The following is a 24,559-nucleotide window of genomic DNA, read 5'->3' on the forward strand; positions in this document are numbered from 1 at the left end:
GTCTTCATGGAGTGGATGAAGACCTGAGCAAAGCGAGAAATGACCCAGAGAGGTCTTCATGGAGTGGATGAAGACCTGAGTAAAGCGAGAAATGACCCAGAGAAGTCTTCATGGAGCATATAAAGACCTGACTTCCCATGAAAAAAGATCAATAACGCAACGCTTCTTTACTGAAAATTATTTATGAAAATAGGCAATATGTTTTCAAACGTATGTAAGTGGTAATAGATAAGGGGGACATAATTCAACATACATAAATCTACAATCCTCATTTTCAAAAAGTTATTCTTAAGAATTTCAAAAATAATGTTAGAAAACCTAACATGTTCTTGACAGATTATCTAACATCGCATAAACTAAGAGTAACTTCATAGGAAATGATGAAAGGAGGATTTGTAGTGAGTGACAATATTAGACGTTCAATGCCATTATTTCCAATAGGAATTGTCATGCAGCTAACAGAATTGTCAGCTCGACAAATCCGATATTATGAAGAAAATGGGCTTGTTTTCCCGGCTCGTTCTGAAGGCAACCGCCGACTTTTTTCTTTTAATGATGTCGATACTCTATTAGAGATAAAGAACCTCATTGAGCAAAAAGTGAACATAGCTGGCATCAAACAGCTGATGACAGTCAAGCAACAGCACAAGGAAGTCCCTTCAGAAGAAGTGGCAAAAGGTGCTGCTAAGCCAGAACTGTCGGATGATCAACTGCGCAAACTACTCCGTGCAGAAATGATGCAAGCGGGAAGATATAATCGAACTAGTCTCCGTCAAGGTGATATGTCACGATTTTTCCATTAATTTTTTTGAGTTTTTTGGTAAGTTCTTATTAAAACTAAAATAGTAAAAATTTTGAGGAGGAACTTTATTATGGCTAAGTACACACACGAGGACATCAAACGTATCGTCCAGGAGGAAAATGTAAAATACATCCGTCTTCAATTTACGGATATCCTTGGAACAATCAAAAACGTGGAAATCCCTGTAAGTCAATTGGAGAAAGCATTGGACAACAAAATGATGTTTGATGGATCTTCCATTGAAGGTTTCGTTCGTATTGAAGAATCTGACATGAACTTATACCCTGATCTTGACACATTCGTAGTATTCCCTTGGACTTCTGAAAAAGGGAAAGTAGCACGTTTCATCTGTGACATCTACAATCCAGACGGAACTCCATTCGAAGGAGACCCTCGTGCAAACTTAAAACGTATGTTGAAGGAAATGGAAGACCTAGGATTTTCCGATTTCAACCTTGGGCCAGAGCCAGAGTTCTTCCTATTTAAATTAGATGAAAAAGGCGAGCCAACATTAGAGCTAAACGATAAAGGTGGATATTTTGACCTTGCTCCAACAGATCTTGGTGAAAATTGCCGTCGTGATATCGTTCTTGAGCTCGAAGAAATGGGATTTGAGATCGAAGCTTCTCACCATGAAGTAGCTCCTGGACAGCATGAAATTGATTTCAAATATGCAAGTGCAATTCAAGCTTGTGATGACATCCAAACATTTAAACTTGTTGTAAAAACAATTGCTCGTAAGCACGGATTGCATGCAACATTCATGCCAAAACCACTTTTCGGAGTGAACGGTTCTGGTATGCACTGCAACCTTTCCTTATTCAAAGACGGCGAAAATGCGTTCTATGATGCCAACGGTAACCTAGAATTAAGTGATACTGCAAGACACTTTATTGCAGGTATCATCAAGCATGCTACTGCATTCACTGCAGTAACAAACCCTACTGTAAACTCTTATAAGCGTTTAGTACCTGGATACGAAGCACCTTGTTATGTTGCATGGTCCGCTCGTAACCGTAGCCCATTAATCCGTATCCCAGCTTCTCGTGGTATCTCCACTCGTGTTGAAGTTCGTAGTGTAGACCCTGCAGCTAACCCATACCTAGCTATGGCTGTATTATTGAAAGCTGGACTTGACGGCATTAAAAACAAATTGGAAGCTCCGAAGCCAATCGACCGCAATATCTATGTGATGAACAAAGAAGAGCGCGTTGCTGCTGGTATCGCAGACCTTCCGGCAACACTTGCTGCTGCACTTGAAGAGTTAAAATCAAATGAAGTTATCCAATCTGCTTTAGGTGAGCATTTACTTGAGCACTTCATTGAAGCAAAAGAAATCGAGTGGGATATGTTCCGCACACAGGTTCACCCATGGGAGAGAGATCAGTATTTAACTCAGTACTAAGATATTCAAAAGCCTTCGCACATAATAATGTGCGAAGGTTTTTTTTGCGTTTTGTGAATGTTGTCCTGTCATAATATTCCCTTGAAACAAATAAGCTTTACTAGTAAGTGTACAAGGGAGTGGCTATATGGCAAAGGTGAATCAACCTACTGTAACAGCTGAAATGATTGAAAGGTACTATGAATGCAATAAGCAAAAGAAAGAAATAGAGAAACAGATGGAAGAACTAAAAGAGCGATTTCATCTTTATTTTGACAAAAGCTTTGGGGAAGATGAAAAGGCAGAGGTAGTGATGGGAGGATACAAGCTGCAAAGACAGGTTAGGAAATCAGAAAAGTATTCCGATGAAACTGTTCAAAAGCTTGAAGAATTAAGTATGAATGAACTGATAAAAACAATAAAAAAACCCGATGATACAAAGATAAAAGCAGCCATCCAATTAAATCTCATCAAAGAAGAGGATCTGGAAGGTTGTTTGGTTACCAATTCATCCTTGGCAATTTCAGTGAAGCCGCTTACACCAAAATAAATCCTTGGGGGATAGTTAAATGTCGGAACAAAATCAGCTAAGGCCAGTTTCAAAAGGTGCTTGGTTCAGAATAGTGTTTCTTGTTTTTGCTCTTGTAAATCAACTTCTTGTAGTCTACGGAAAATCACCGCTACCTTTTTCCGAAGAAGAGTTAGAGCAACTATTCAGTTTAGTCTGGACTTCTGTTGCAGCACTTGTTGCCTGGTGGAAAGACAATGATTGGACAAAGAAAGCTAGAAGTAGAACTAAGTAAAATAAGACCGAGGTATTTGCCTTGGTTTTTTCTCGTTTTCTGATTTGAAAAATTGGAGTGTGGAGACTATGAAAATTTTGCTTTTCGCAGATCCCGGAATTGACGATTCATTAGCAATCATTTATGCATTGCTCCATCCAGAAATTGAACTCTTGGGGGTTGTATCAGGGTATGGAAATGTTTCTGTTTTTGACGCAACCAGGAATGCGGCGTATTTATTGGAGCTTGCAGGAAGACCAGATATTCCGGTAATAAGGGGCTCCTCTCAACCGTTAAGTGGAGCGCCTACAACCTTTTATCCAGAAATACATGGACCGCAAGGGTTAGGTCCAATTATACCGCCAGCCGATTTCCAAGCGGATTTCAGTCCATTTGAACTTATGTTTGAAATTATTGAAGAGAATATTGAAGACATCGTGATTGTGGATGTAGGGAGACAAACTTCTCTAGCTTTTGCTTTTAATCTCCGACCTGAACTAATGGAGCAGGTTAAAGAGGTTTATCTTATGGGCGGGGCGTTTTTGGTCCCTGGAAACGTAACTGATGTCGCCGAAGCCAACTTCTGGGGAGATCCAATTGCTACTTCTGTTATTTTGAATAAAGCGCAAAAAGTGTATATTACCCCACTCAATGTAACTAACAGGGCAATAGTGACAAGGGATGTAGCGACGTACATTTTTAATCATACAAATAGTCCGTACAAAAGATTAATTCCGGAAGTTACGAATTATTATGCTACATTTTATGATCAGGTGATGCCCGGAATTGATGGTTCACCTGTGCATGATGTATTTACACTTTATTATTTAATAAATAAAGATAAAACGTATACAGTCAAGAGGGATGTAAGGGTTGCTATTGTCGATGGGAATAGAGGGCAGAGTATAGCGGATTTTAGAATGGTCTACAAAGAACCAGAACGCGAGCATTATATAGCAATGGATTTTAATTATAACCACTTTATTGAAGATTTTATTAGAATTAACCTGGACGGGGAAGAGCTTGCTTAATTATGCAAATAGGAATGCATCCTGAATAAACTGAGATAATGTGACTATTATAAAGACATATAGTATCTCAGCGGGGTGATATGGCAATGGATTTAAACTGGATCTGGAAAGCGGTTTTAATTACGATCATTGGTACATTTTTACTAAGAATTGCTGGAAGAAAGTCTATATCCCAAATGACATTAGCACAAGTAGTAATAATGATAGGAATAGGTTCACTGTTAATTCAACCTTTAGCAGGGAAGAGCATTTGGGTGACATTTGGTGTGGGGATTACGCTTGTGGTGACGCTAGTGCTAATGGAGTTTTTACAATTAAAATCAGATGTTTTTGAGAAATTAATTACAGGTAAGTCAAAAATATTAATAGAGAACGGGAAATTAAATGAAGATACATTGAAAAAGTTAAGGTTTACCATTGATCAATTAGAGATGAAACTAAGACAAAATAGTATCTCTAGTATTAGTGACGTGAAGTGGGCCACACTTGAACCAAACGGACAGCTAGGATTTGAGTTAAACGAACAAGCAAAGCCAGTAACTAGGAAGGAATGGAATATTCTTTTTCAGGAAATTCAGCTCCTGAAAATAATGATGGACCCTACATGCAAACCAAGCCGTGTAACGAATGAGTTAGAGGGGAATTTATTTACGGAAGTGAAAAATAGGGAACACAAATTAAAAGAACGTCCTGATGAAACACTTGATTAACCGAAAATAAAAAAGCCGAATGTCGGCTTTTTTTTAGTGAATATTACGATACACACCAATCACTTTACCAAGAATACTTACATTACGAACAATAATCGGTTCTAATGTGGAATTTTCTGGTTGTAATCGAATATAATCTTTTTCTTTGAAGAATCGTTTAACAGTAGCCTCATCTTCTTCTGTCATGGCAACAACGATGTCTCCGTTGTTCGCGGATTGCTGTTGGCGAACGATAACATAGTCTCCATCAAGAATGCCGGCTTCAATCATACTGTCCCCCATAACCTCTAGCATGAACACTTGCTCGTCTGGCGCAACGTAGCGATCAGGTAGTGGAAAGTAGTCCTCTACATTTTCTATAGCTGTTATGGGCTGTCCTGCAGTTACTTTACCGATAATCGGAACATTGACTGCAGAAATCTTAGGGATAAGTTCATCTTCCATGATTTCAATGGCTCTTGGTTTTGTAGGGTCTCGGCGAATAAGTCCTTTGCTTTCAAGTCGTGCAAGATGACCGTGAACTGTGGAACTGGAAGCTAGACCAACCGCTTCTCCAATTTCACGGACGGATGGTGGATATCCTTTTGCTTGGACTTCTTTTTTTATGTAATCCAATATGTCCTGTTGCCTTTTTGATAGTTTCATATTCCGCACCTCTATCATTAATATTAGTGATAGTATAGCATGTTTTGGTATAAAATACAAACATAAGTTCGAATTATTGACAAGAATATACGTTCGCTTGATAATAATAGTTTAATAGAATGATGGAGGAAATCATACATGAAGGGAATCATTTATTGTCGAGTGAGTACGAAAAAAGACACTCAGGAAACTTCTCTGACACGTCAAAAAGAAGAATTGGTTTCGTTAGCAGCAAATCGAGGCATTGACATAGTCCAAGTAGTGGAAGAACAGGCTAGCGGCTACGATTTAGATCGGGAAGGTGTTTTCCAAATCATTGAACTTATTTCAAGTCAGCATATTGACGTCCTTCTAATTCAGGATGAGACTAGGCTTGGGAGGGGGAATGCCAAGATCGCTTTTTTACATTGGCTAAAGAAACATGCCATTAAGATCTATTCGATAACGGATAATGGAGAGTTGAAATTATCTGATTCAGATTCGATGGTCATGGATATAGTGGCAATTGTTGAGGAATACCAAAGAAAGCTACATAATTTGAAAATAAAAAGGGGCATGCAACGAGCAGTTCAAAGAGGATATAACCCCACAAAAAACCTTACTAATTTGCATATGAGCCCTGGACGCGAAAAAATTGAGGTTCCCATTGAAGAAATAGTTAGGCTTCGGAAAAACAAGCTTACATTTCATGAAATCGCTGCCACATTAAGAGGACTTGGATATGAAGTGTCCAAAGCAACTGTAAACAGGCGGTACCGGGAGTATATGGAAGAGAACGACACCGGTTTGCTTGTAAAAAAAGAACCTCTCTAGTAAGATAAAAGCATATCTTCCCAAGGATGAAAGAAGGAGTTTTCTATGTTATCAAAAGAAAAAATTGCAAGAATAAACGCACTTTCCAAAAAGGCTAAAAGTGAAGGGCTTACGAAAGAAGAAGCAGCGGAACAACAAAAGCTTCGCCAGGAGTATATAAAGACTTTCCGGGCTTCAATGGAGAATACACTACAAGGCGTAACAATCATGGATCCGGAAGGAAATGATGTCACTCCTGAAAAATTAAAGGACTCAAAAAAGAATTTAAAGCATTAATTGCTTTTTTTTAGAACACTGGAACATACTATTTATGATAAAATATAATTTTTCCATGAAAAAATAAGTTAAAGAGAAAGGATGGAAAAGATGACACAACATTTAGATCAACTTTCCATTAACACAATTCGTACACTATCAATCGATGCAATTGAAAAAGCTAACTCGGGCCATCCAGGGATGCCAATGGGTGCAGCACCAATGGGTTATTCTTTATGGACAAGATTCATGAACCACAACCCAAAGAATCCGAACTGGTTCAATAGAGACCGCTTTGTTTTATCTGCAGGTCACGGTTCTATGTTGCTTTATAGCCTTTTACATTTAGGCGGTTATGATGTTTCTATGAATGACTTAAAAGAATTCCGTCAATGGGGAAGTAAAACTCCTGGGCATCCTGAATTTGGTCATACTCCAGGGGTAGATGCAACAACCGGTCCACTTGGACAAGGTATTGCTATGGGTGTCGGAATGGCAATGGCAGAACGCCACTTGGCTGCTACATACAATAAAGAAGACATGGAACTAGTGAATCACTTTACATATAGCATTTGTGGAGATGGAGACCTGATGGAAGGTGTTTCTGGAGAAGCTGCTTCTCTTGCATCACACTTGAAATTAGGCCGTTTCATTGTACTTTACGATTCTAATGATATTTCACTTGATGGTGATTTAGATCGTTCCTTCTCTGAAAGCATTGAAACACGCTTCAAAGGATACGGTTGGCAATATATCCGCGTGGAGGATGGCAACAATCTAGAGGAAATCGCGGCTGCGGTGGAAGAAGCACAAAGCGACCTTTCCCGCCCAACCATGATTGAAGTGAAAACTACAATCGGGTACGGTTCACCAAACCGTGCAGGTAAATCAGATGTGCATGGTGCTCCTCTAGGTGCGGATGAATTAAAGTTAACGAAAGAAGCATATAAATGGACGTTTGAGAACGACTTCCATGTACCTGAAGAAGTGTACACTCACTTCCGTGAAACGGTTGCAGATAAAGGGGCAAAAGTGGAAGCGGAATGGAATGAGCTTTTTGATGCGTATAAAACAAAATACCCTGAGCTTGGAAAACAGCTTGAATCTGCAATGAAAGGTGAACTTCCTGAAGGATGGGATTCAGAGATTCCTGTCTATGAAGAAGGAAAAAGCTTGGCATCCCGTGCTTCTTCCGGTGAAGTTCTGAACGCCATTGCGAAACAAGTTCCTTACTTCTTTGGTGGATCTGCTGACTTGGCTGGATCTAACAAAACGAATATTAAAAACGAAGCCGACTTCACAGCAGAAGACTATAGCGGACGCAACATCTGGTTTGGTGTACGTGAATTTGCAATGGGTGCAGCTATGAACGGAATGGCGCTTCACGGCGGATTAAGAGTATATGGAGGAACGTTCTTTGTATTCTCCGATTACTTACGTCCAGCTATCCGTCTTGCAGCTCTTCAGCAACTGCCTGTCACATATGTGTTCACACATGACTCTATTGCAGTAGGAGAAGATGGACCTACACATGAGCCAATCGAACAGCTTCCTTCTTTACGTGCGATGCCAAACCTTTCCGTTATTCGTCCTGCAGATGGCAACGAGACGGCTGCAGCTTGGAAAGTGGCTTTAGAATCAGAAAAGACACCAACAGCACTAGTGTTAACTCGTCAAAACCTACCGACTATTAAAGGAACAAATGAGACGGCACTTGAAGGTGTACGTAAAGGAGCTTACGTCATCTCCAAAGCTGGAAAAGAAACAGCAGATGCACTTATCCTTGCAACAGGTTCTGAAGTAGGTCTAGCTGTGGATGCTCAAAAAGCCTTACAACAAGAAGGGATCCATGTTTCTGTTGTAAGTATGCCTTCATGGGATCGTTTCGAACAACAATCACAAGAATACAAAAACTCTGTTTTACCAAAAGACGTGAAAAAACGTCTAGGAATTGAAATGGCTACTCCACTAGGGTGGGAGCGCTATACTGGAGATGAAGGAGATATCCTTGCTATCAACGGATTCGGCGCATCAGCACCAGGAGAGCGCATCATGAAAGAATACGGATTTACTACGGAAAATGTAGTTGCACGAGTTAAAGCTTTATTAGATAAATAAGCGAATTTTGTAAAGTGAGCATTGCCTAATTTTAAGGTAATGCTCATTTTTTTATGCATTCGACAAAACTAGCTAAAAATAGCCCCTTGCAAACTACACTATAAGACAAAACTCTTCTCTATCATTCTCTATAATAAAGGAAAAGAAGTGATAGGAGGGTTTCATTTGCGCGAATATATGATATATCTGATAGAGGAAGAAGTAGCTAAACATTACTCAGGAAATGAGTTAAAACTTTTCCAGCTTTTTCAGCAATACGAACAAGAGGAACCACTTCGGTCCATCATTAAACAGCAAGTGGATTATGTTACGCTCCCAGTCCCTACCTTCCCACTTCAACAATCATTAGAACAAGCCTTAAAGAATAAGGAAGGCTACAAGCGAGTGGCCTATCAACATAAAATACAAAAAGAGGATTCTACAGCAAAGCTATCTATTTTTGAAAAATACTTGAAGCTTTCTTCGACTGGGTCTTTCGAAGCAGAAGCTATCTTCTTTGAAATTATCCGCAAACAGGCGCCATACTTCCTTGCAATAGATGTAAACTCCAATCGTTATGGCTGGCTGCAACCAATTAAACAGAGAAAATTTGTTTAATTGCAGGAGAAATCTATCGGAAAATGTTGTATAATAGGTTTTAGTTTAGTACACTACATTGGTAGACCTAGTTTTGAGGAGGAAATTTTTGATGGCAACATGGATTTGGATTCTTATTGTAGTTCTAGCATTGATTGCTGGGGTTGCACTAGGATTTTTCATCGCTCGTAAGTACATGATGACTTACCTAAAGAAAAATCCACCAATTAATGAGCAAATGCTTCGCGTGATGATGATGCAAATGGGAATGAAACCATCCCAAAAGAAAATTAATCAGATGATGTCTGCGATGAATAAGCAAATGAAATAAATGAAAAAGCACTCACTATGGGTGCTTTTTCTTTTTGAAAACGCTCAGTTAAAGCATACTGTTGATATTTGCAGCAACCTAGCTGTTGATTGGAGCATTAGGCGCAGACTCCTCGAAAATGCTACGCATTTTCTTCGTGCGATGTTTCGCTGTCGAAGCCTTCCCTGTCCTGAGGGAGATAGCGTTTAGGGGAGACCACGCAGGTGCTTTTCCGAGGAGGTTCCCAAACGCCCCTAGGAAAGCGAAGCCTAGTGCGGAAATCAACAGCGGTGTTCAACAGAACTTATTGAGAAAAAACACTACAAAAAGTATCTTCCTAAAAATTTGAATATTTGCTAAACTGTTATAGTTGAACGTAGATAAAAAATCGGGGGAAAGAGCATGAGTATATTCAGAGACCTATGGTGGTTTTTTAAACAGGAACGAAAGTCATACATACCTGGGGTGCTGCTTCTTGCCTTTGTAGCGTTCTTAGAACTGATTCCGCCAAGAATCGTAGGAATGACCGTCGATCACATTGTGGAAGGTACTTTAACAAGAGAGAGGATTCTCCAACTGATGCTGGTTCTTCTCGGTACCGCCATCATTGTTTACATTTTGCGTTATCTCTGGCGCATATTGATTTTTGGGCCGGCAGTAAGACTAGCAAGATTACTTCGCAATAATTTGTATGAGCACTTTACGAAGATGTCGGCAAGCTTTTATCAACGCAGACGTGTTGGGGATTTGATGGCACACTCAACCAATGACCTACAAGCCATTCAACAAACAGCTGGTGCAGGAGTTTTAACTCTCGTCGACTCCTTAATGACTGGCGGCTTTGTATTAATTGCCATGGCAGCAACAATCAGTTGGAAATTGACGCTAATCTGTCTAATTCCACTACCAATCATGGCCATCGCGACAAACTACTACGGTACATTGCTTCATAAAACGTTCCATAAAGCACAGGCAGCCTTTTCATCCCTAAATGATAAAGTGCAAGAAAGTGTAAATGGAATTAAAGTGGTTAAAACCTTCGGACAAGAGAAAGAAGAAATTGAAGAGTTTGAAAAACAGGCTGAAGATGTGGTGAAAAAGAATGTTACCGTAGCAAAAATAGATTCACTCTTTGATCCTACAATTGGGCTAATCATTGGAATTTCCTTTTTCCTTGCCATCGCTTTTGGCTCAAGGTATGTGATGACAGGTGAACTGACCATTGGTGAGTTAATTGCATTTACCACCTACTTAGGCTTATTAATTTGGCCAATGCTTGCGTTTGGATGGCTTTTCAACATCGTCGAACGGGGCAGGGCTTCTTATGATCGCGTATCCGCGCTTATGAAAGAGGAAGTAGATATTAAAGATGAGCCAAACGCTATTGAAACAATACCCTCAGGTAATATTGAATACAATGTGCATACGTTTACATATCCAACCGAGAAAGAAGCACTGTTAAAAGATATTCATCTCCAGTTGAAACAAGGACAGACGCTTGGCGTGGTAGGGAAAACAGGGAGCGGAAAGACCACATTACTAAAAATGCTGATCAGAGAATTTGATGGCATACAAGGGAACATTCTGATTGGTGGTACACCAATTCGAAATTATTCCTTAGAAGCACTTCGAAAAGCAATTGGTTATGTACCACAGGACCATTTCCTTTTCTCTGCTAGCATTGCTGATAATATTGCTTTTGCAGTACCGGATGCAACATTTGAAGAGATCATCCAAGCGGCAATACTCGCAAACATCCATGAAGATATTATTCAATTCACCGACGGCTATCAAACGATGGTTGGAGAGCGCGGGGTATCCTTATCCGGTGGTCAAAAGCAACGATTATCCATTGCAAGAGCATTGCTTATGGACCCAGAAATATTAATCCTTGATGATTCCCTGTCTGCGGTAGATGCCAAGACGGAGGAGAGCATCCTGCACGCTTTAAAAGAAAATCGTAAAGGGAAGACAACCATTATAACCTCCCATCGCTTAAGTGCCATTCAACATGCTCAAATCATTATCGTTTTAGAAAATGGAAACATCGTGCAGCGAGGTACACACGGTCAATTGATGGATGAGGAAGGTTGGTATAAAGAAATGTATCACCGTCAGGCATTAGAGTCCCTTGTGGAGCATGGGGGTTAGAAGATGAACAATCAGACAATTACAGCAAAAGAACAAAGACAGGTTTTAAAGAGATTATTGGGTTATGCCAAACCGCATACCAAACAGTTTATATTTGCATTTACCTTGCTCGTGCTTGCGACTGTAGGGGAAATTGTAGGGCCGTTGATTATTAAAGTGTTCATTGATGATTACTTAACCCCTCAAGTGATGGAAACAGGACCAATCATAACCTTGGCCTCCCTTTACATCGGGATCTTGTTTGCAAAAGTAATCATTACTTACTTCCAGCTCTTAAAATTTCAAGAGATTTCGTTAAAAATCATTCAAGAGTTAAGGATTGATATATTTGCCAAGGTTCAACGACTTGGCTTGAAGTTTTTTGATAAAACGCCAGGAGGCAGTATCGTATCAAGAGTCACAAATGATACAGAGGCCATAAAAGATATGTTTGTAAGTGTTATTTCGACATTCGTTCAAAACGGGGTATTCTTGATTGGTATCTTTATTGCGATGTTTCTTTTAAACGTGCAACTCGCGATTTTTTGCATGCTTATCATCCCGATCATATTCGCAATTATGGCAACTTATCGCCATTTCAGCTCCCGATTTTATGCGGATATGAGGGAAAGGTTAAGCCAGTTGAATGCGAAACTAAATGAATCCTTACAAGGGATGTCTATCATTCAAGTGTTTCGACAAGAGAAACGCCTTCGTAAAGAATTCGCAGATATTAATGAGGCTCACTACCAAGCTGGAGTGAAGAATATTAAGATTGACGGGCTTTTGCTGCGACCAGCGATTGATTTTGTTTATGTACTGTCTCTCATATTAGTTTTGAGCTATTTTGGTATATCTTCCATAGGCAATGTAATAGAAATTGGTGTCCTTTATGCGTTTGTCAATTACCTCGGTAGATTTTTTGAGCCCGTGAATCAAATGATGATGAGGCTTTCTATGTACCAACAAGCTATTGTCTCCGCCTCAAGGGTATTCTCTTTGCTCGATGAAAAAGAACTAGCACCAACTGCAGAAAAATCACTAAGCTCACCAAGCATAACATATGGGGAAATAGAATTTAAAAACGTAACCTTTTCTTATGATGGAAAACGAGATGTATTAAAGGACATATCTTTTACAGCGAAACCTGGGGAAACAGTTGCATTGGTTGGCCATACCGGGAGCGGAAAAAGTTCCATCATTAATCTTTTAATGAGATTCTATCAGATTAAAAAAGGGGAAGTGCTAATTGACGGGTTTCCGCTGAAGTATTTTGAAGATCAGGAGCTTCGAAAAAAAATGGGGCTTGTGCTACAAGATCCATTTCTTTTCTATGGGACGATCAATCATAATATCCGCTTGCATGATCCGTCCATTACTGATCAAGAGATAAAAGCAGCGGCTGAATTCGTTCAGGCAGACTCATTTATCAAGAAACTGCCTGACCAATATGAGCAGTTGGTAGTGGAAAGAGGGGCGACTTTCTCTAGCGGGCAAAGGCAGCTTGTGGCATTTGCACGAACCATCGCAACCAAACCAAAGATCCTGGTTCTGGACGAGGCAACAGCCAATATCGACACCGAAACAGAGGAAGCAATCCAGACAGCCCTCGAAAAAATGAGAAAAGGACGCACAACCATCGCGATTGCCCACCGTCTATCCACCATTCAAGATGCAGACCAAATTCTTGTCCTGCACCAGGGAGAAATTGTAGAACGAGGCACACATCAAGAGTTATTAAATATAGAAGGCTTGTATTACAAAATGTATCTTCTACAAAATGGAAAGCCAGATAAGGTGGAAGATGCACTAGCTCAACCTTAATTAACAGAGTAAATAGCAGACTAGTTTCTATCATAGGAATTAGTCTGTTTTTTGGGGTGTAATTATATATGGTTTTGTAAAATGGATTATTCAACAAACGGGCCAGATTGTTGAGGAAGTTAATAAAACTTAAAATGGTTATTTGTGCTAAAGTGGATTAGAGAAGATAGAACTATTATGAAAAATCAGATAACAGAGTTATTATTGATGTTTGTTGCAGAAGACCTTTCTTTTATAAATAAGAAAGGAAATTCAAAATTGTATTTTTAAAGAAGAAAAGTAGGAGTGAGAGAGTGGATTCTTTACAAGCAAGTATTACTATCAAAAGAATATTAGAAGATAAGAATAGAATTAAAAACAATACATTATGCACTTTAGTTGATGGTGATTGGGGAATTGGTAAAACACATCTCATCAAAAATTATTTTGACCAAGAAGTGCAATACGAAGTAATATACGTTTCTACATTTGGTAAGAATTCTGTCAAAGAAATTGAAAACACACTTTTAATTAACTTAATACCTGGATTTAAGGATGTTAAAGATTTTGGTGGATTTTCAAAACTAATTGGAAACTTTGCAAAAGATATTGTTGATAAATTTGCAGGCGTTAATATTGAAAATTATTTAAATTCATTTTCAATAGAAGACATAAAAAATAATAAAAAAGATGGTAAAAAGAAAGTAATATGTTTTGATGATCTTGAAAGAAAATCTGATTCAATTAATATGAAAGAAATGCTTGGCCTTATTGAAAGAGCGTCAATAAATTTCGATGTGATACTAATAGCAAACACAAAGGAATTCGTAGAAGAAGACTTAAATGTATTTAATTTATATAAGGAAAAAGTAGTGGATCATGTTATTGAAATTAATAAGATAAATAGGGGCATATTAAAGCTTTTTTTAAACGATGTAAATGAACTTAACAAAGATGAAATAATTGATACATATCTTGAAAATATATTAGCATTTGGATCGTCTCCTAAAGGGTATTTAGCTGAAAAGATGAATAATTTAAGAGTATTTCAAAAATATCTAGAGTTAATTTTACGTTCAAAAGAACACATTGGGATTGAAAATATTGATATAGAACTTTTTAGAATGTGTAAAGCAGTTGTATACGATAATTATTTCCCAATAAAATCAAAAGAAAATAAACAAATGAATTTTGATAAATTTAATATCTACAATGATTTAAAGAAACTTTTGTTATTTGAAAATATCTCAAGTGATTCCTTTAAATCGTACAAGAGCGAGCTTTCAGAGATCAGACAAGATATCAAAACTTTGTATAACTTGTACCGCTTAAATGATGAAGAACTAGGTTTTCTTATAAATAAAATTGATAGGAAAATTAGTAGCAATGAATTTGAATATTTTATTGACCAGACTAGCACAATTTCTCTTGCAAGTGCATTAGAAGAGAATAAAATGCTTGATGGAGAAAGATATAAAGAATTATTAAGAATTGCTATTGAAATTTATGTACCCAAAGAAAATTTATCATATGTCCCATTTAAGCATACTTTATGGAATGATGTTGATATGTTTGGTAACGAAATTGAATGTAATAAAAAAATTAAGTCATTAATCGAAGAACTAAATAGTAGTTGTAAAGACAAATACAGTAGTTTTATGAATGAAATAATCAATAATTGTATGCAAATGAAAGATTATGAAAGGTTATTAAAGCTGTTTAAGAATAATGACATTAATGAGCTTTCACAGTTTGAAGTAATTTTTGATTACTATTTTAGTAAATTAGAAAATCAATATTCTCAGGAAAATCAAAACAAAATAGAACAGCTTATTCACGTAACTAGAAGTGAGTTGATAGTTAGCTTCTTTGTTGAACGTATCGGTAAGGATGACTCTTTTACTAATAAAATGAAATATCAGTATTTTGATAATGTCTTGGAAATGAAAATGTATCATGAATCTCAGGTGGAGCATCAAATTGAATATCAAATGAATCATCCAGAGGGGTTATAGTATAGATTATGTAATCAAAAAATAATCTTCACCAATCGTGCGCTATCCAGGAACAAGTATCAGCACCCTTTATAAATGACTAAAGAGATTTTCATATTGTGGGAATTATTAGATTATGAAATAATTGGAATTAAGCAAACGGGCAGCATTCCTGTTGAATTGCAGTAGTTAAATAAGGAACAACCACTAATGGAATGGGAAATGTCTTATTAAGTGTTGATGGGGGATTCTAACAGTATGGAGACTATCTATATTCATGAGGTTATTAAATTCGGAATGTACGAACATATGAAAGCTCTTCAAGAGGGGAAAATATTCGCGCGCCCTTTAGCCTATTTTCAAGATATGGAGCATAAAGAGTTAGACAAAGCTATGCGTCATGATCAATATGAAGGCACTGCGGAACTACATCAGCCTAAGGTTTTAATGGAAAAAGGTGAAAAGGTTCTTGTCACTGATGCTGAGGGTAATATAACTGGAGATATAACTTCATCGATCATTGGACCGATGAAATTGAGTTATGGATATTTAAGAAATACGCCGGTTTTTTGTATGTTTTCAATCCATTCAGAACTTCTTCACGCTTACGAAAGAGGAACAATCACAACTCTAATTGATTCAAGAGTTGAGGAATTTGGTGATTATGTTTTAATAATTAAAGATTATTCAAATTTCATTGACAGAGTAAAAAAACTTTGCAGAGTGTATACAAATCGAAATTTAAGAGTTGTTCCTGGAATTGTTGAATACGTTGATATCACTAAGTTTCATGGAGAGTATGGTGTATTTAAAAAACCTCATGAATATTCTTATCAAAATGAATTTAGAATTGTTTTTGATGGAGTATCAATTCCTAGTGACCATTCAATCATTGCTGAAATAGGTGACATTTCAGATATAAGCACGTTAATGCCTTATAAACAATTCAGGAAATCTTTTAAAGTAAAGAGAAGAAATCTAGAGTTCGATCCTTTCTTACCATTTAAACTACAACAACCTAGAATTTTGCAAACGAGTCCATTTCTGAAATCAGAAATAGTTACTTCTGGAATAGATGTTAATAAAATCTAGGAGAGTATCTTTAGCAAACAATTTCTTATTATTCTATTAACGGGCGCGATCCAGGAACAAGGATCAGCGCTCGTTTTTATATGAGCCAAAATGATAAATAGCTTATTGAAGGAATTCTTAGATTATGAAATAATTGGTATTAAGAGATTGGGCAGGATTTACAAGGGGGATTACATTGGAACGGGAAAAAAAGGGGAAAGTGCTGGTACTTGGAACATTTCACATGACTGAACATGAAGGTTTATTTTCTGAAAGAAGGCAAACTGAAATCGGAGAATTGGTCTCTATATTAGCAGACTTTAAACCGACGAAAATTGCAGTGGAAATGATAGTAGAAAATAGTGAAATTTTAAATGAAAAATATGAACAATACAAGCTAAGTAATTACAACTTAGAAATGAATGAAATATTTCAGATTGGCTTCCGTTTAGGTTTAAAGCTTGATCATAAACAGATTTACTCTATTGACTGGATGGGTAGCTCTGACATGGACTATGGAGAAGTTGAAAAATGGGCAAAAGAGAATCAACCAGAGCTTTTAAGTGAGATATATGATGGTATTTCATTACCTGGATTAACGGAAAGTAAGAGTATAAAAGATTATTATAAGGAGTTAAATGACCCAACCCTGCTTATCAAGTTACATAAGATGTATGTAAATATTGCTAGGATAGGGGATGTAAACAATTATGTTGGTATGAACTGGCTAAGTTGGTGGTATAAAAGGAATTTAATTATGTACTCGAACTTAACTCGCCTTATTGATTCGGAGGATGAACGAGTTTTATTTATTGTAGGTAGTTCTCATTCAACTATTGTTAGTAAATTTCTTCAAGAAAGTGATGTCTGTGAGGTTGTCCCACCTTTAAATTATATTTTAAATAAATAAAACAAATAGAATTTAAATCTTATTTCATTAACGGGAGCGATAGCTCAAAAATTATTGTTGTAGATTATATTAATCCATTGGAGCTGTTTTATGGAAAAAATCAATAAAATAATTGATGTTTTAGAAAGTGAAGGATCATTAAAAGACGATGATATAGAGTTAAAACGGATGAATAGTGGTACTACAAGTGGAGTCTTATATACTCTTTTATTAGATAGAAACCCTGCGTATGTTATCAAAATGGATGATCCGAAAATCATAAGTTCGACTAAAGATTTCCTGCTGGCATACAAAGAAATAAGTGTATTACCTGATGTGATTTATGCAGATGAAAATGATAATTACATAGTTTATACATATATCCCCGGAAAAACTCACCACAACCGTGGTTCTAAATTAGAGTGGATGACCATTTTAATCCGAGAATTATTTACTAAATACAACAAGATAAATAACGATACCTCATGGGGAAGGGTTAACGGAATACATAGAAGTACTTGGTCAGATTTTAACAATATTAGTTTTCAGCTTGCTCATGAAAGCATAGGAAACTATCTACCTAATGAAGACCATAGAAGAATCAAAGAGTTAGTAGAGAAACTTAGAGGTTATCATGATAAAGAAGAAAAATATTATCTTCATGGAGATACAGGGATCCACAATTTCGTCTATAATTCAAATAAATTAGTCGGTGTTATAGATCCTTCACCATTAATTGGTCCAAGGATTTATGATTTTACGTATGCATTCTGCTCATCTCCAGATAACATGAATATAGAAACGTTGCTGCCGTTATTTGCACTATGGAAAGACAATACACCACTCACAGAAGAGCGCCTCATAGGAGAAGTGATTTTTCAACTGTATACCCGTATTGGCACATGCATTAAAGTACACCCTCAGGACTTAAGTAGCTATACGAAAGTATGGAGTCAATGGCGAGAGTATCTTAGTTGACCAATAAATAATAAAGGAAGACCATTACTCAATATACGGGCGCTATCCTAGAACAAAGGATTAGCGCTTATTTACATTCTAGCTTCAGAATTTAAATAAGTTCCTAGTAGTAAAATATAATTCCTATAAATTACCAAGATGTGATAAAATAAGAATGCATGTTCGATTGAGACTAAACCCAAATATTTAAGGGGGATTCAAGTGAAAGGAACTAAGTATAGCCAAGTATGGAATTTAGATAATCTTTTTCCAGATGGAAGTATTTCATTTCAGTTTCAGGAACATATAAAATACCTAGAAACCAAGGTTTGCAATTTAGAAAAAGAATTGAGTCATTTAAATACTCCTAAAGAAATTAATGAATCCTTTAAAGTTGCAGAACTAATTGATTCTATAGGACATATAAGAACTAATCTGTCACAATCCAACTCCTATATTACCTGTCTTCTTGCTCAAAATACAAAGGATCAAACTGCATCAATCCTACGAGGAAAAACATCTGCTATAAATGCTCGTTTTGAGACTGCTTTAAAAAAATTACAAAAAACACTAGTTAAAACTGATCATCAATTGTGGGAGGATATGCTAGATACCGAGGTTTTAAGTAGCTATAAGTTTATACTTAGCGAATGGCGTAAAAAAGCTGCATTGCTTCTTACAGACGATGAAGAAAGTTTAGTGTCTGATCTTATGGTTGATGGCTATCATGCGTGGGGTCAGTTCTATCATTCACTTATGGGTAGTCTAAAAGTAAGTGTTCAAATCGACGGAGGAAAAAAAGAATTATCTATTGGCCAAGCGATAAATTTACGATCCCATCCAGCCGAAGAGGTGCGTAAAAAATCTTATAATACCTTAGAAAAGATATGGAAAGAGAACGAAGAACAATTTGCAAAAATACTTAACCATATTGCAGGTTTTCGATTACAGGTGTACAAAAAAAGAAGATTGGAGAATATCCTAGAAGAGCCTTTGATGGAAAACCGGTTAAAAGAGGAAACACTTAATGCAATGTGGACAGCAGTGAGTAAAAACAAACAACCTTTTACTAAATACTTAAATCAAAAAGCAAAAATGAATGGCGATACAAAAATGAAATCATATAACTTTTGGGCTCCTCTAAGAAAAAGTAACCAAAAAATCAATTATGAAGAAGCTGTGCATTTTATTTTGGAACAATTCAGCAAGTTTGGAACTGATATAGAAAGTTTTTCTCGACATGCATTTAGTAATGGATGGATAGAGGCTGAAGACCGACCAAATAAGTCCGCTGCTGCGTTTTGCGCAAGTTTCCCGAAGTCTGGATAATCGAGAATTTTTATGACCTATGGTAGTAGAATTACCAATGTTTTAACTTTGGCACATGAAATAGGTCACGCTTTTCATAACCATGCAATGAAGCCTATTAAAGGTATAAATAGACAATATCCAATGTGTATTGCCGAAACTGCTTCCACATTTGCTGAAATGATCATATTAGATGCTGCATTGGCAAAAGCAGCATCCACCGAAGAAAAGTTGTTTTTACTAGATGAAAAATTAAAGCGTAGTGTCATGAATTTCATGAATATTCATTCTAGGTTCTTATTTGAAAAGAGATTTTATGAGGAACGTAAATTGGGGATTGTTTCATCATCACGCTTAAATGAACTAATGCAAGAAGCAATAGATGAAGGGTACGATGGTTCTTTTGATAATGCATCTATCCATTCGTGGGTTTGGACACCACATTATTATATTACCAAAACTCCATTTTACAATTTCCCTTATACTTTTGGATACATATTTTCTCTCTGTATTTATGCAAAGGCAAAGGACAAGGGTAAAGCATTTGAAAATGAATATATAGACTTGCTTCGTGACTCAGGGAGTATGTCCACAGAGGATTTAGTAATGAAACATTTAGGGGAAGATATTACATCTGAAACATTCTGGGAAAAAGGTATTGAATTATGTGTTAGAGATGTCGAAGAATTTATTATGTTAACTTCCTCATAAGATAATAAGATTTATTGAAGAATTTTCAACAATAAGGCGTAATTTGTATTTAGTTTTAAAAAGTTCATTCTTAAAGGGGGACAATAATTTATGAAACGGGTAGATGTAACATATGTACTTATCTTTGATGAGCAGGGTGAGAATGTATTAATGGTAAAGAATAAAGGAAAAAACTCTTCTTATTATACACTTCCTGGAGGTGCAGTTGAGCCAGGAGAAACACTTGAAGAAGCTGCAATTCGTGAAGTAAAAGAAGAAACGGGTTTAGATGTAGAGATATCCGATGTATTTTCTGTGAGTGAAGCATTCTTTGAAGAAAGGGGACATCATGCTATTTTCTTTACTTTTAGAGGGAAAATTACAGGTGGAGAAATCAATATATCAATACCAGAAGAAATTGAAGAAATTACTTGGATGGATCCTGAGAAAGCAGAAGATTACATACATATAACCGATACAGGGGGATTAATTAAAAGTAAAGCTTCAGTACCATACTTACTTAGGAAAAAAGTTATTCAAAAGTCTTAATTATTTTTAGAAGTATTCAGCAGTCGGGCGCTATTCAGAAACAAGGATTAGCTCTCGTTTTTTTATTGGTCAAAGAGAATAACTTATTGAAGGAATTTTTAGATTATGAAATAATTGGAATCAAGTTAACAGGCAGGCTTGAGAAAGAAAAGATTTTTATATTCTCATTAGAAATTACTAGATAGCGTTATTTTCAGGGGAGGTTAATTGATGTATCCAAGAGCAAATACACTAGGAATAATTGTGAAGGATAACTATATCCTTTTGGAAGAACAAGCAGGAAAGCATTCAAAAGGAATAGGTTCTTATTACCGTCCCATAGGCGGTACAATCGAATTTGGCGAAAGGTCAAATGAGACATTGGTGAGAGAGTTTACTGAAGAGTTAGGCGTTGATGTTGTTGTCAAAGGTTATATTTCCTGCATAGAAAATATATTTAAAATTGACGAAGTCATAGGACACGAAATAACACAGATATACTTAGTGGATTTTAAAGATAAAAATTTATACCACAAAGAATATTTTGCAGTATCTGAAGGAAAAAAAGTTACTTATGCAAAATGGATTCTTAAAGAAGAAATTTTTTCTGGAGAAAAGGTGCTTTACCCAAATGGGTTAACAGAATTATTGCAAGAGGAAATTTAGTTTTTCTTCAGCTAACTGGAGCGATTGCAGAATAGGGGCTTCGTTCCTCGCTTTAGAATTGAATTGAGCAGTTTAGATTAAGAAGGGTTCACATTAAAATTGTAAATTAGGTTGTTTAAACCTAACAAGGGGTTGGAATTTTTGAAACTTAGACAAATGGCAGTCGCTTTCCTTTTTAATGAGGAACAAGAAGTTTTATTCCTTCAAAAGAAGCAAAAAGATACTTTCCTCGCAGGGTTTTTAGTTCCTATAGGTGGTCATATAGAAGGGGACGAAATGAATGATCCACAAAAAGCGTGTTATAGAGAGATTGAAGAAGAAACTGGTTTAAAGAAAGATTACATAGAAAATCTTACACTTAGATATATTTTGCTTAGAATAAAAGACAATCAAGAAATTCGAATACAATATGTTTTCATTGGAAGTGTGAGTAAAAATAGTACTCTATGTGAAAGTGATGAAGGGTCGCTATCTTGGGTTGGTTACAAAGATATTCTTGACTGTAATGTATCAGCAACTACCAAAGAAATTGTTAAACATTACGACCAGGTAGGCAAGTATAACGATAAAGTAAATGTTGGTTCGATGAAATCTTTAAAGGGGAACCCTGAAATCACTTGGGGGCTTTTGGAGGATTGGGAGTTGCCGATTTCAACTAACTGGAGCTCTAATTGAAGATATGTATAGTAGTTATCTCGAAATCGAGTCTTCGGCAATCGGGCAGGATTGTTGAGGAAACTACAAAAATTAAATTGTATCTTATGTAGAAATTAATTGGGGGTTATTATGAAATTAAAATTATGTTTGTTCAGCTTTATCAGTGTAGTCTTTTTAGTGGCTTGTTCTGAAGAGACTTACGATAAAAACGAGTTAATAGCAACCTTTAAAGGTGTGGATATAAAAGTAAATGATATCCTTACACAGTATCCAATTGAAGACGAGTATATAGAAATTTTCTTGAAAGAAGAAATCGTTATAAATGAAGCTAAGACTATAGGAATTACAGTATCTCAACAAAAGTTGGAAGAACTAAAACAAACCTATTACCCCAGTGGCGAAGGTATTCAGATAGAAGATTTTCATAAGGAACAAGCAGAAATTTTAGGTATCACACCTAAGGAATACTATGAGATGTGGTCTTTAACATATCTTGAAAGAAATGAATATATACAAGAGTATATTAAAACTAAATTTGATGAACCAGCATCTATTGAAGACGGTGAAAAATGGGGAAAAGAGATTGAAGAACATATAAACAAATTATTTACCAATTATATAGATAACAATGATTTAATAATATATATAAAAAAATGAGTATAATTTCTTCTTCAATAATCTGGGGCGATTGCAGAACAAGGGATTGCTCCTTACATAAGAATAGGGCAGGATAATTCAATAAAGGGTGAAATTAAATAGATAATAAACGAGGGGGATAATGATGGGGGCTTGGGGTACCGCAATATCATCAAATGATGAGTACGCAGATGTATATGAGGAGATAATGGATGAATTTAATAAGGGAATACCTATTGAAACTGTAATTAATGAGATTATCAAAAAGTATCAAAATGAGTTCGAAGATGACGAAGATTCTTTGAACAACTTATATTTTGCAGCAGCGTTTGCAGCATGGGAATGCGGCATGCAAGAAGTTAAACACTATAATAAGGTTAAGGAAATAATAGAAAGCGGTAGCGATATAAAGTGTTGGCGAGAGCTTGGAGCTTCTAATCAAGACATAAAAAAACGTGAAAAAGCACTCTTATCATTTTTAACCAAGTTATCTACTCCCAAAGAAAAACCTAAAAAACCTAAACCGATAAAATTCAAACCCGCCCTTTTTGAAAAAGGAGACGTACTAGCTATTCTATTAGATGATGGAAGCTACTCTGGTGCGGTAGTTTTAGAAAATCTTAAGGATACTGGTGAGTACGGAGAGAATTTTATTGTAAAAGCATTTATGAATAACAATGAAAAACCCACTATCTTAGAAATACTTAATTCAAATGTATATGATTATGCATGGTACATGGGTTTTCACTATAAAAAATATATTAAAAGAATTGAACAAATTGGAAACATTAAAATAGAATTTGAATATGACTCTTCAGGTCCTGGCACTACTCACTCTGGATGGGTATCATTTGTGTCATCCAATAATGAAAATAGCTATCAAATTGAAGAAAATAAAGATATTAAAAATGTTAACTCTTTTTTAAGTATGACACCAAGTGAATTAGCAAAAAGGCAGAAAGAAAGTCTTAAGCGTATTTTAAGATATCCTTAAAAAAATAAGTAGTGTAAAAATTAGCTATTTTGAGCATTGTATTAATTCAACAATCTAGGAGCTTATCTGCACCAAGGTAAGCTTCTTTTTTATGGAAAATATTTCTTGAGTAAATGCCTGGTATTTGAAATAATTGGTATAAAGTAATAGGGAGTTTAGTGAAAGTACAATCCATATTTTATTAATGTGTAAATCAGGCAAAAAGTGAGGTGGACCAATGGGGCGGTTGAAGAAAATGTCATTAAAAAGTAGGTTAATAACTGGCATTATGGTTTTTATTGTTATAATTTCGGTTAGTTATTATTTACATCTTTTCAAACCTAAAAATTCAGTAGACCTATATCAATCAATGTCTTTTGCAGATGATTTTGAAGAGGCACAAAGTTTAATGTTAGAAGGATACGAGGCTAATTTTAAGGAAAAAGATTTTGAATTTATCAATGGAACGGATACACAAGCAAACAGTATAAGTCAATTTACCTTGTTTGAATATGATGAAAAATCTTATCTGATTATGACTTCACCAGGTACACAAGGTATCCGAAAGTTAAAAGTACTTGCAGTTGAAGAGTTACCAACAGAAATAAGGGATTACTTTCTTGAATTATCACCATAATATTTTCACTATCGAGTGCAAGAGTTGTACAACTGTTCCGGTACGTAAGATTTTTTCTTGTTCCGCTAACGGGCAGCATTCCTGTTATGAAGAAAAATGGGGTTTGAACTAAAAAATAACCTCTTGGTATGATATGAGTGTCCTGAGCTGGCCAGCAAAATGGACAAAATCATATATACCAGGAGGCCTTCAAG

At 36.2% G+C, this 24,559-nt stretch carries 24 protein-coding genes and 1 pseudogene; 24 read left to right on the forward strand and 1 reads right to left on the reverse strand.

Going from position 1 to position 24,559, the window contains the following annotated elements; genetic code table 11:
• Positions 1-398 precede the first annotated feature (398 nt).
• The 6 genes from HC179_RS03625 to HC179_RS03650 all read left to right on the forward strand — a co-directional run bounded on the left by HC179_RS03625 (position 399) and on the right by HC179_RS03650 (position 4,709).
• The gene (locus HC179_RS03625; protein WP_168863099.1) at positions 399-803 is read left to right on the forward strand and encodes a MerR family transcriptional regulator; all 405 of its coding nucleotides are present in this window, start codon (positions 399-401) and stop codon (positions 801-803) included.
• A 69-nt stretch (positions 804-872) separates the two neighbouring features.
• Entirely contained in the window at positions 873-2,207 is a 1,335-nt protein-coding gene (glnA, locus tag HC179_RS03630) for a type I glutamate--ammonia ligase (protein WP_148986416.1), read from the forward strand.
• A 127-nt stretch (positions 2,208-2,334) separates the two neighbouring features.
• Positions 2,335-2,736, forward strand: coding sequence for a hypothetical protein (locus HC179_RS03635; protein ID WP_168863100.1), 402 nt, complete (start codon positions 2,335-2,337; stop codon positions 2,734-2,736).
• 19 nt (positions 2,737-2,755) lie between these two features.
• Entirely contained in the window at positions 2,756-2,989 is a 234-nt protein-coding gene (locus tag HC179_RS03640) for a phage holin (protein ID WP_168863101.1), read from the forward strand.
• A 68-nt stretch (positions 2,990-3,057) separates the two neighbouring features.
• Complete coding sequence (locus tag HC179_RS03645) at positions 3,058-3,999, forward strand: nucleoside hydrolase (protein WP_168863102.1); 942 nt, start codon at positions 3,058-3,060, stop codon at positions 3,997-3,999.
• Positions 4,000-4,085: 86 nt separating this feature from the next.
• Positions 4,086-4,709 (forward strand): DUF421 domain-containing protein, encoded by a 624-nt coding sequence (locus HC179_RS03650; protein WP_168863103.1) that lies wholly within the window; start codon positions 4,086-4,088, stop codon positions 4,707-4,709.
• 33 nt (positions 4,710-4,742) lie between these two features.
• Here HC179_RS03650 and lexA read toward each other — a convergent pair whose 3' ends face one another.
• Positions 4,743-5,354, reverse strand: a complete 612-nt coding sequence (lexA, locus tag HC179_RS03655; protein ID WP_060666501.1) for a transcriptional repressor LexA — start codon at positions 5,352-5,354, stop codon at positions 4,743-4,745.
• A 138-nt stretch (positions 5,355-5,492) separates the two neighbouring features.
• Here lexA and HC179_RS03660 point away from each other — a divergent pair, with 138 nt between their 5' ends.
• From HC179_RS03660 to HC179_RS03745, 18 genes and pseudogenes are all read left to right on the forward strand, one after another.
• Entirely contained in the window at positions 5,493-6,167 is a 675-nt protein-coding gene (locus HC179_RS03660) for a YneB family resolvase-like protein (protein ID WP_168863104.1), read from the forward strand.
• A 45-nt stretch (positions 6,168-6,212) separates the two neighbouring features.
• A complete protein-coding gene (locus tag HC179_RS03665; RefSeq protein ID WP_060666503.1) occupies positions 6,213-6,443 on the forward strand; it encodes a DUF896 domain-containing protein in 231 nt (76 codons plus the stop codon).
• Positions 6,444-6,533: 90 nt separating this feature from the next.
• On the forward strand, positions 6,534-8,540 hold the full coding sequence (gene tkt, locus HC179_RS03670) for a transketolase (RefSeq protein ID WP_168863105.1): 2,007 nt from the start codon (positions 6,534-6,536) through the stop codon (positions 8,538-8,540).
• Between the two features lie 165 nt (positions 8,541-8,705).
• Complete coding sequence (sirA, locus tag HC179_RS03675; RefSeq protein ID WP_168863106.1) at positions 8,706-9,137, forward strand: sporulation inhibitor of replication protein SirA; 432 nt, start codon at positions 8,706-8,708, stop codon at positions 9,135-9,137.
• A gap of 91 nt (positions 9,138-9,228) precedes the next feature.
• The gene (locus tag HC179_RS03680) at positions 9,229-9,447 is read left to right on the forward strand and encodes a YneF family protein (RefSeq protein WP_060666506.1); all 219 of its coding nucleotides are present in this window, start codon (positions 9,229-9,231) and stop codon (positions 9,445-9,447) included.
• 381 nt (positions 9,448-9,828) lie between these two features.
• The gene (locus tag HC179_RS03685; protein WP_168863107.1) at positions 9,829-11,577 is read left to right on the forward strand and encodes an ABC transporter transmembrane domain-containing protein; all 1,749 of its coding nucleotides are present in this window, start codon (positions 9,829-9,831) and stop codon (positions 11,575-11,577) included.
• A gap of 3 nt (positions 11,578-11,580) precedes the next feature.
• On the forward strand, positions 11,581-13,380 hold the full coding sequence (locus tag HC179_RS03690) for an ABC transporter ATP-binding protein (protein WP_168863108.1): 1,800 nt from the start codon (positions 11,581-11,583) through the stop codon (positions 13,378-13,380).
• 293 nt (positions 13,381-13,673) lie between these two features.
• Entirely contained in the window at positions 13,674-15,374 is a 1,701-nt protein-coding gene (locus HC179_RS03695; RefSeq protein ID WP_168863109.1) for a P-loop NTPase fold protein, read from the forward strand.
• A gap of 237 nt (positions 15,375-15,611) precedes the next feature.
• Positions 15,612-16,445, forward strand: coding sequence for a hypothetical protein (locus HC179_RS03700; RefSeq protein WP_168863110.1), 834 nt, complete (start codon positions 15,612-15,614; stop codon positions 16,443-16,445).
• A 175-nt stretch (positions 16,446-16,620) separates the two neighbouring features.
• Positions 16,621-17,334, forward strand: coding sequence for a DUF5694 domain-containing protein (locus HC179_RS03705; RefSeq protein ID WP_240948458.1), 714 nt, complete (start codon positions 16,621-16,623; stop codon positions 17,332-17,334).
• Between the two features lie 90 nt (positions 17,335-17,424).
• Entirely contained in the window at positions 17,425-18,291 is an 867-nt protein-coding gene (locus HC179_RS03710; protein ID WP_168863111.1) for a protein kinase family protein, read from the forward strand.
• A gap of 201 nt (positions 18,292-18,492) precedes the next feature.
• Positions 18,493-20,289 (forward strand): annotated as a pseudogene (locus tag HC179_RS03715) (M3 family oligoendopeptidase).
• Between the two features lie 90 nt (positions 20,290-20,379).
• Positions 20,380-20,817, forward strand: a complete 438-nt coding sequence (locus tag HC179_RS03720; protein WP_168863112.1) for an NUDIX hydrolase — start codon at positions 20,380-20,382, stop codon at positions 20,815-20,817.
• Positions 20,818-21,027: 210 nt separating this feature from the next.
• A complete protein-coding gene (locus HC179_RS03725; protein WP_168863113.1) occupies positions 21,028-21,462 on the forward strand; it encodes an NUDIX hydrolase in 435 nt (144 codons plus the stop codon).
• Positions 21,463-21,603: 141 nt separating this feature from the next.
• The gene (locus tag HC179_RS03730) at positions 21,604-22,137 is read left to right on the forward strand and encodes an NUDIX hydrolase (protein WP_168863114.1); all 534 of its coding nucleotides are present in this window, start codon (positions 21,604-21,606) and stop codon (positions 22,135-22,137) included.
• A gap of 111 nt (positions 22,138-22,248) precedes the next feature.
• Positions 22,249-22,776 carry a hypothetical protein gene (locus tag HC179_RS03735; RefSeq protein WP_168863115.1) on the forward strand — a complete coding sequence of 176 codons (528 nt, stop codon included), beginning with the start codon at positions 22,249-22,251 and terminating at the stop codon, positions 22,774-22,776.
• 121 nt (positions 22,777-22,897) lie between these two features.
• The gene (locus tag HC179_RS03740) at positions 22,898-23,749 is read left to right on the forward strand and encodes a hypothetical protein (protein ID WP_168863116.1); all 852 of its coding nucleotides are present in this window, start codon (positions 22,898-22,900) and stop codon (positions 23,747-23,749) included.
• Positions 23,750-23,966: 217 nt separating this feature from the next.
• The gene (locus HC179_RS03745) at positions 23,967-24,365 is read left to right on the forward strand and encodes a hypothetical protein (protein WP_240948459.1); all 399 of its coding nucleotides are present in this window, start codon (positions 23,967-23,969) and stop codon (positions 24,363-24,365) included.
• Positions 24,366-24,559 lie beyond the last annotated feature (194 nt).

The sequence above is a fragment of the Bacillus sp. RO1 genome (assembly GCF_012524115.1).
Classification (GTDB): Bacteria; Bacillota; Bacilli; order Bacillales; family Bacillaceae_I; genus Sutcliffiella_A.

Excerpts from the sequence above, each read along its gene's own strand:
- HC179_RS03725 (WP_168863113.1), top strand. The coding sequence starts at position 21,028 with ATGTATCCAAGAGCAAATACACTAGGAATAATTGTGAAGGATAACTAT.
- HC179_RS03690 (WP_168863108.1), top strand. The coding sequence starts at position 11,581 with ATGAACAATCAGACAATTACAGCAAAAGAACAAAGACAGGTTTTAAAG.
- HC179_RS03635 (WP_168863100.1), top strand. The coding sequence starts at position 2,335 with ATGGCAAAGGTGAATCAACCTACTGTAACAGCTGAAATGATTGAAAGG.
- HC179_RS03745 (WP_240948459.1), top strand. The coding sequence starts at position 23,967 with ATGGGGCGGTTGAAGAAAATGTCATTAAAAAGTAGGTTAATAACTGGC.
- HC179_RS03735 (WP_168863115.1), top strand. The coding sequence starts at position 22,249 with ATGAAATTAAAATTATGTTTGTTCAGCTTTATCAGTGTAGTCTTTTTA.
- HC179_RS03640 (WP_168863101.1), top strand. The coding sequence starts at position 2,756 with ATGTCGGAACAAAATCAGCTAAGGCCAGTTTCAAAAGGTGCTTGGTTC.
- tkt (WP_168863105.1), top strand. The coding sequence starts at position 6,534 with ATGACACAACATTTAGATCAACTTTCCATTAACACAATTCGTACACTA.
- HC179_RS03660 (WP_168863104.1), top strand. The coding sequence starts at position 5,493 with ATGAAGGGAATCATTTATTGTCGAGTGAGTACGAAAAAAGACACTCAG.
- HC179_RS03700 (WP_168863110.1), top strand. The coding sequence starts at position 15,612 with ATGGAGACTATCTATATTCATGAGGTTATTAAATTCGGAATGTACGAA.
- HC179_RS03710 (WP_168863111.1), top strand. The coding sequence starts at position 17,425 with ATGGAAAAAATCAATAAAATAATTGATGTTTTAGAAAGTGAAGGATCA.
- HC179_RS03650 (WP_168863103.1), top strand. The coding sequence starts at position 4,086 with ATGGATTTAAACTGGATCTGGAAAGCGGTTTTAATTACGATCATTGGT.
- HC179_RS03645 (WP_168863102.1), top strand. The coding sequence starts at position 3,058 with ATGAAAATTTTGCTTTTCGCAGATCCCGGAATTGACGATTCATTAGCA.
- lexA (WP_060666501.1), bottom strand. The coding sequence starts at position 5,354 with ATGAAACTATCAAAAAGGCAACAGGACATATTGGATTACATAAAAAAA.
- HC179_RS03685 (WP_168863107.1), top strand. The coding sequence starts at position 9,829 with ATGAGTATATTCAGAGACCTATGGTGGTTTTTTAAACAGGAACGAAAG.
- HC179_RS03720 (WP_168863112.1), top strand. The coding sequence starts at position 20,380 with ATGAAACGGGTAGATGTAACATATGTACTTATCTTTGATGAGCAGGGT.
- glnA (WP_148986416.1), top strand. The coding sequence starts at position 873 with ATGGCTAAGTACACACACGAGGACATCAAACGTATCGTCCAGGAGGAA.
- HC179_RS03680 (WP_060666506.1), top strand. The coding sequence starts at position 9,229 with ATGGCAACATGGATTTGGATTCTTATTGTAGTTCTAGCATTGATTGCT.
- HC179_RS03740 (WP_168863116.1), top strand. The coding sequence starts at position 22,898 with ATGATGGGGGCTTGGGGTACCGCAATATCATCAAATGATGAGTACGCA.
- HC179_RS03665 (WP_060666503.1), top strand. The coding sequence starts at position 6,213 with ATGTTATCAAAAGAAAAAATTGCAAGAATAAACGCACTTTCCAAAAAG.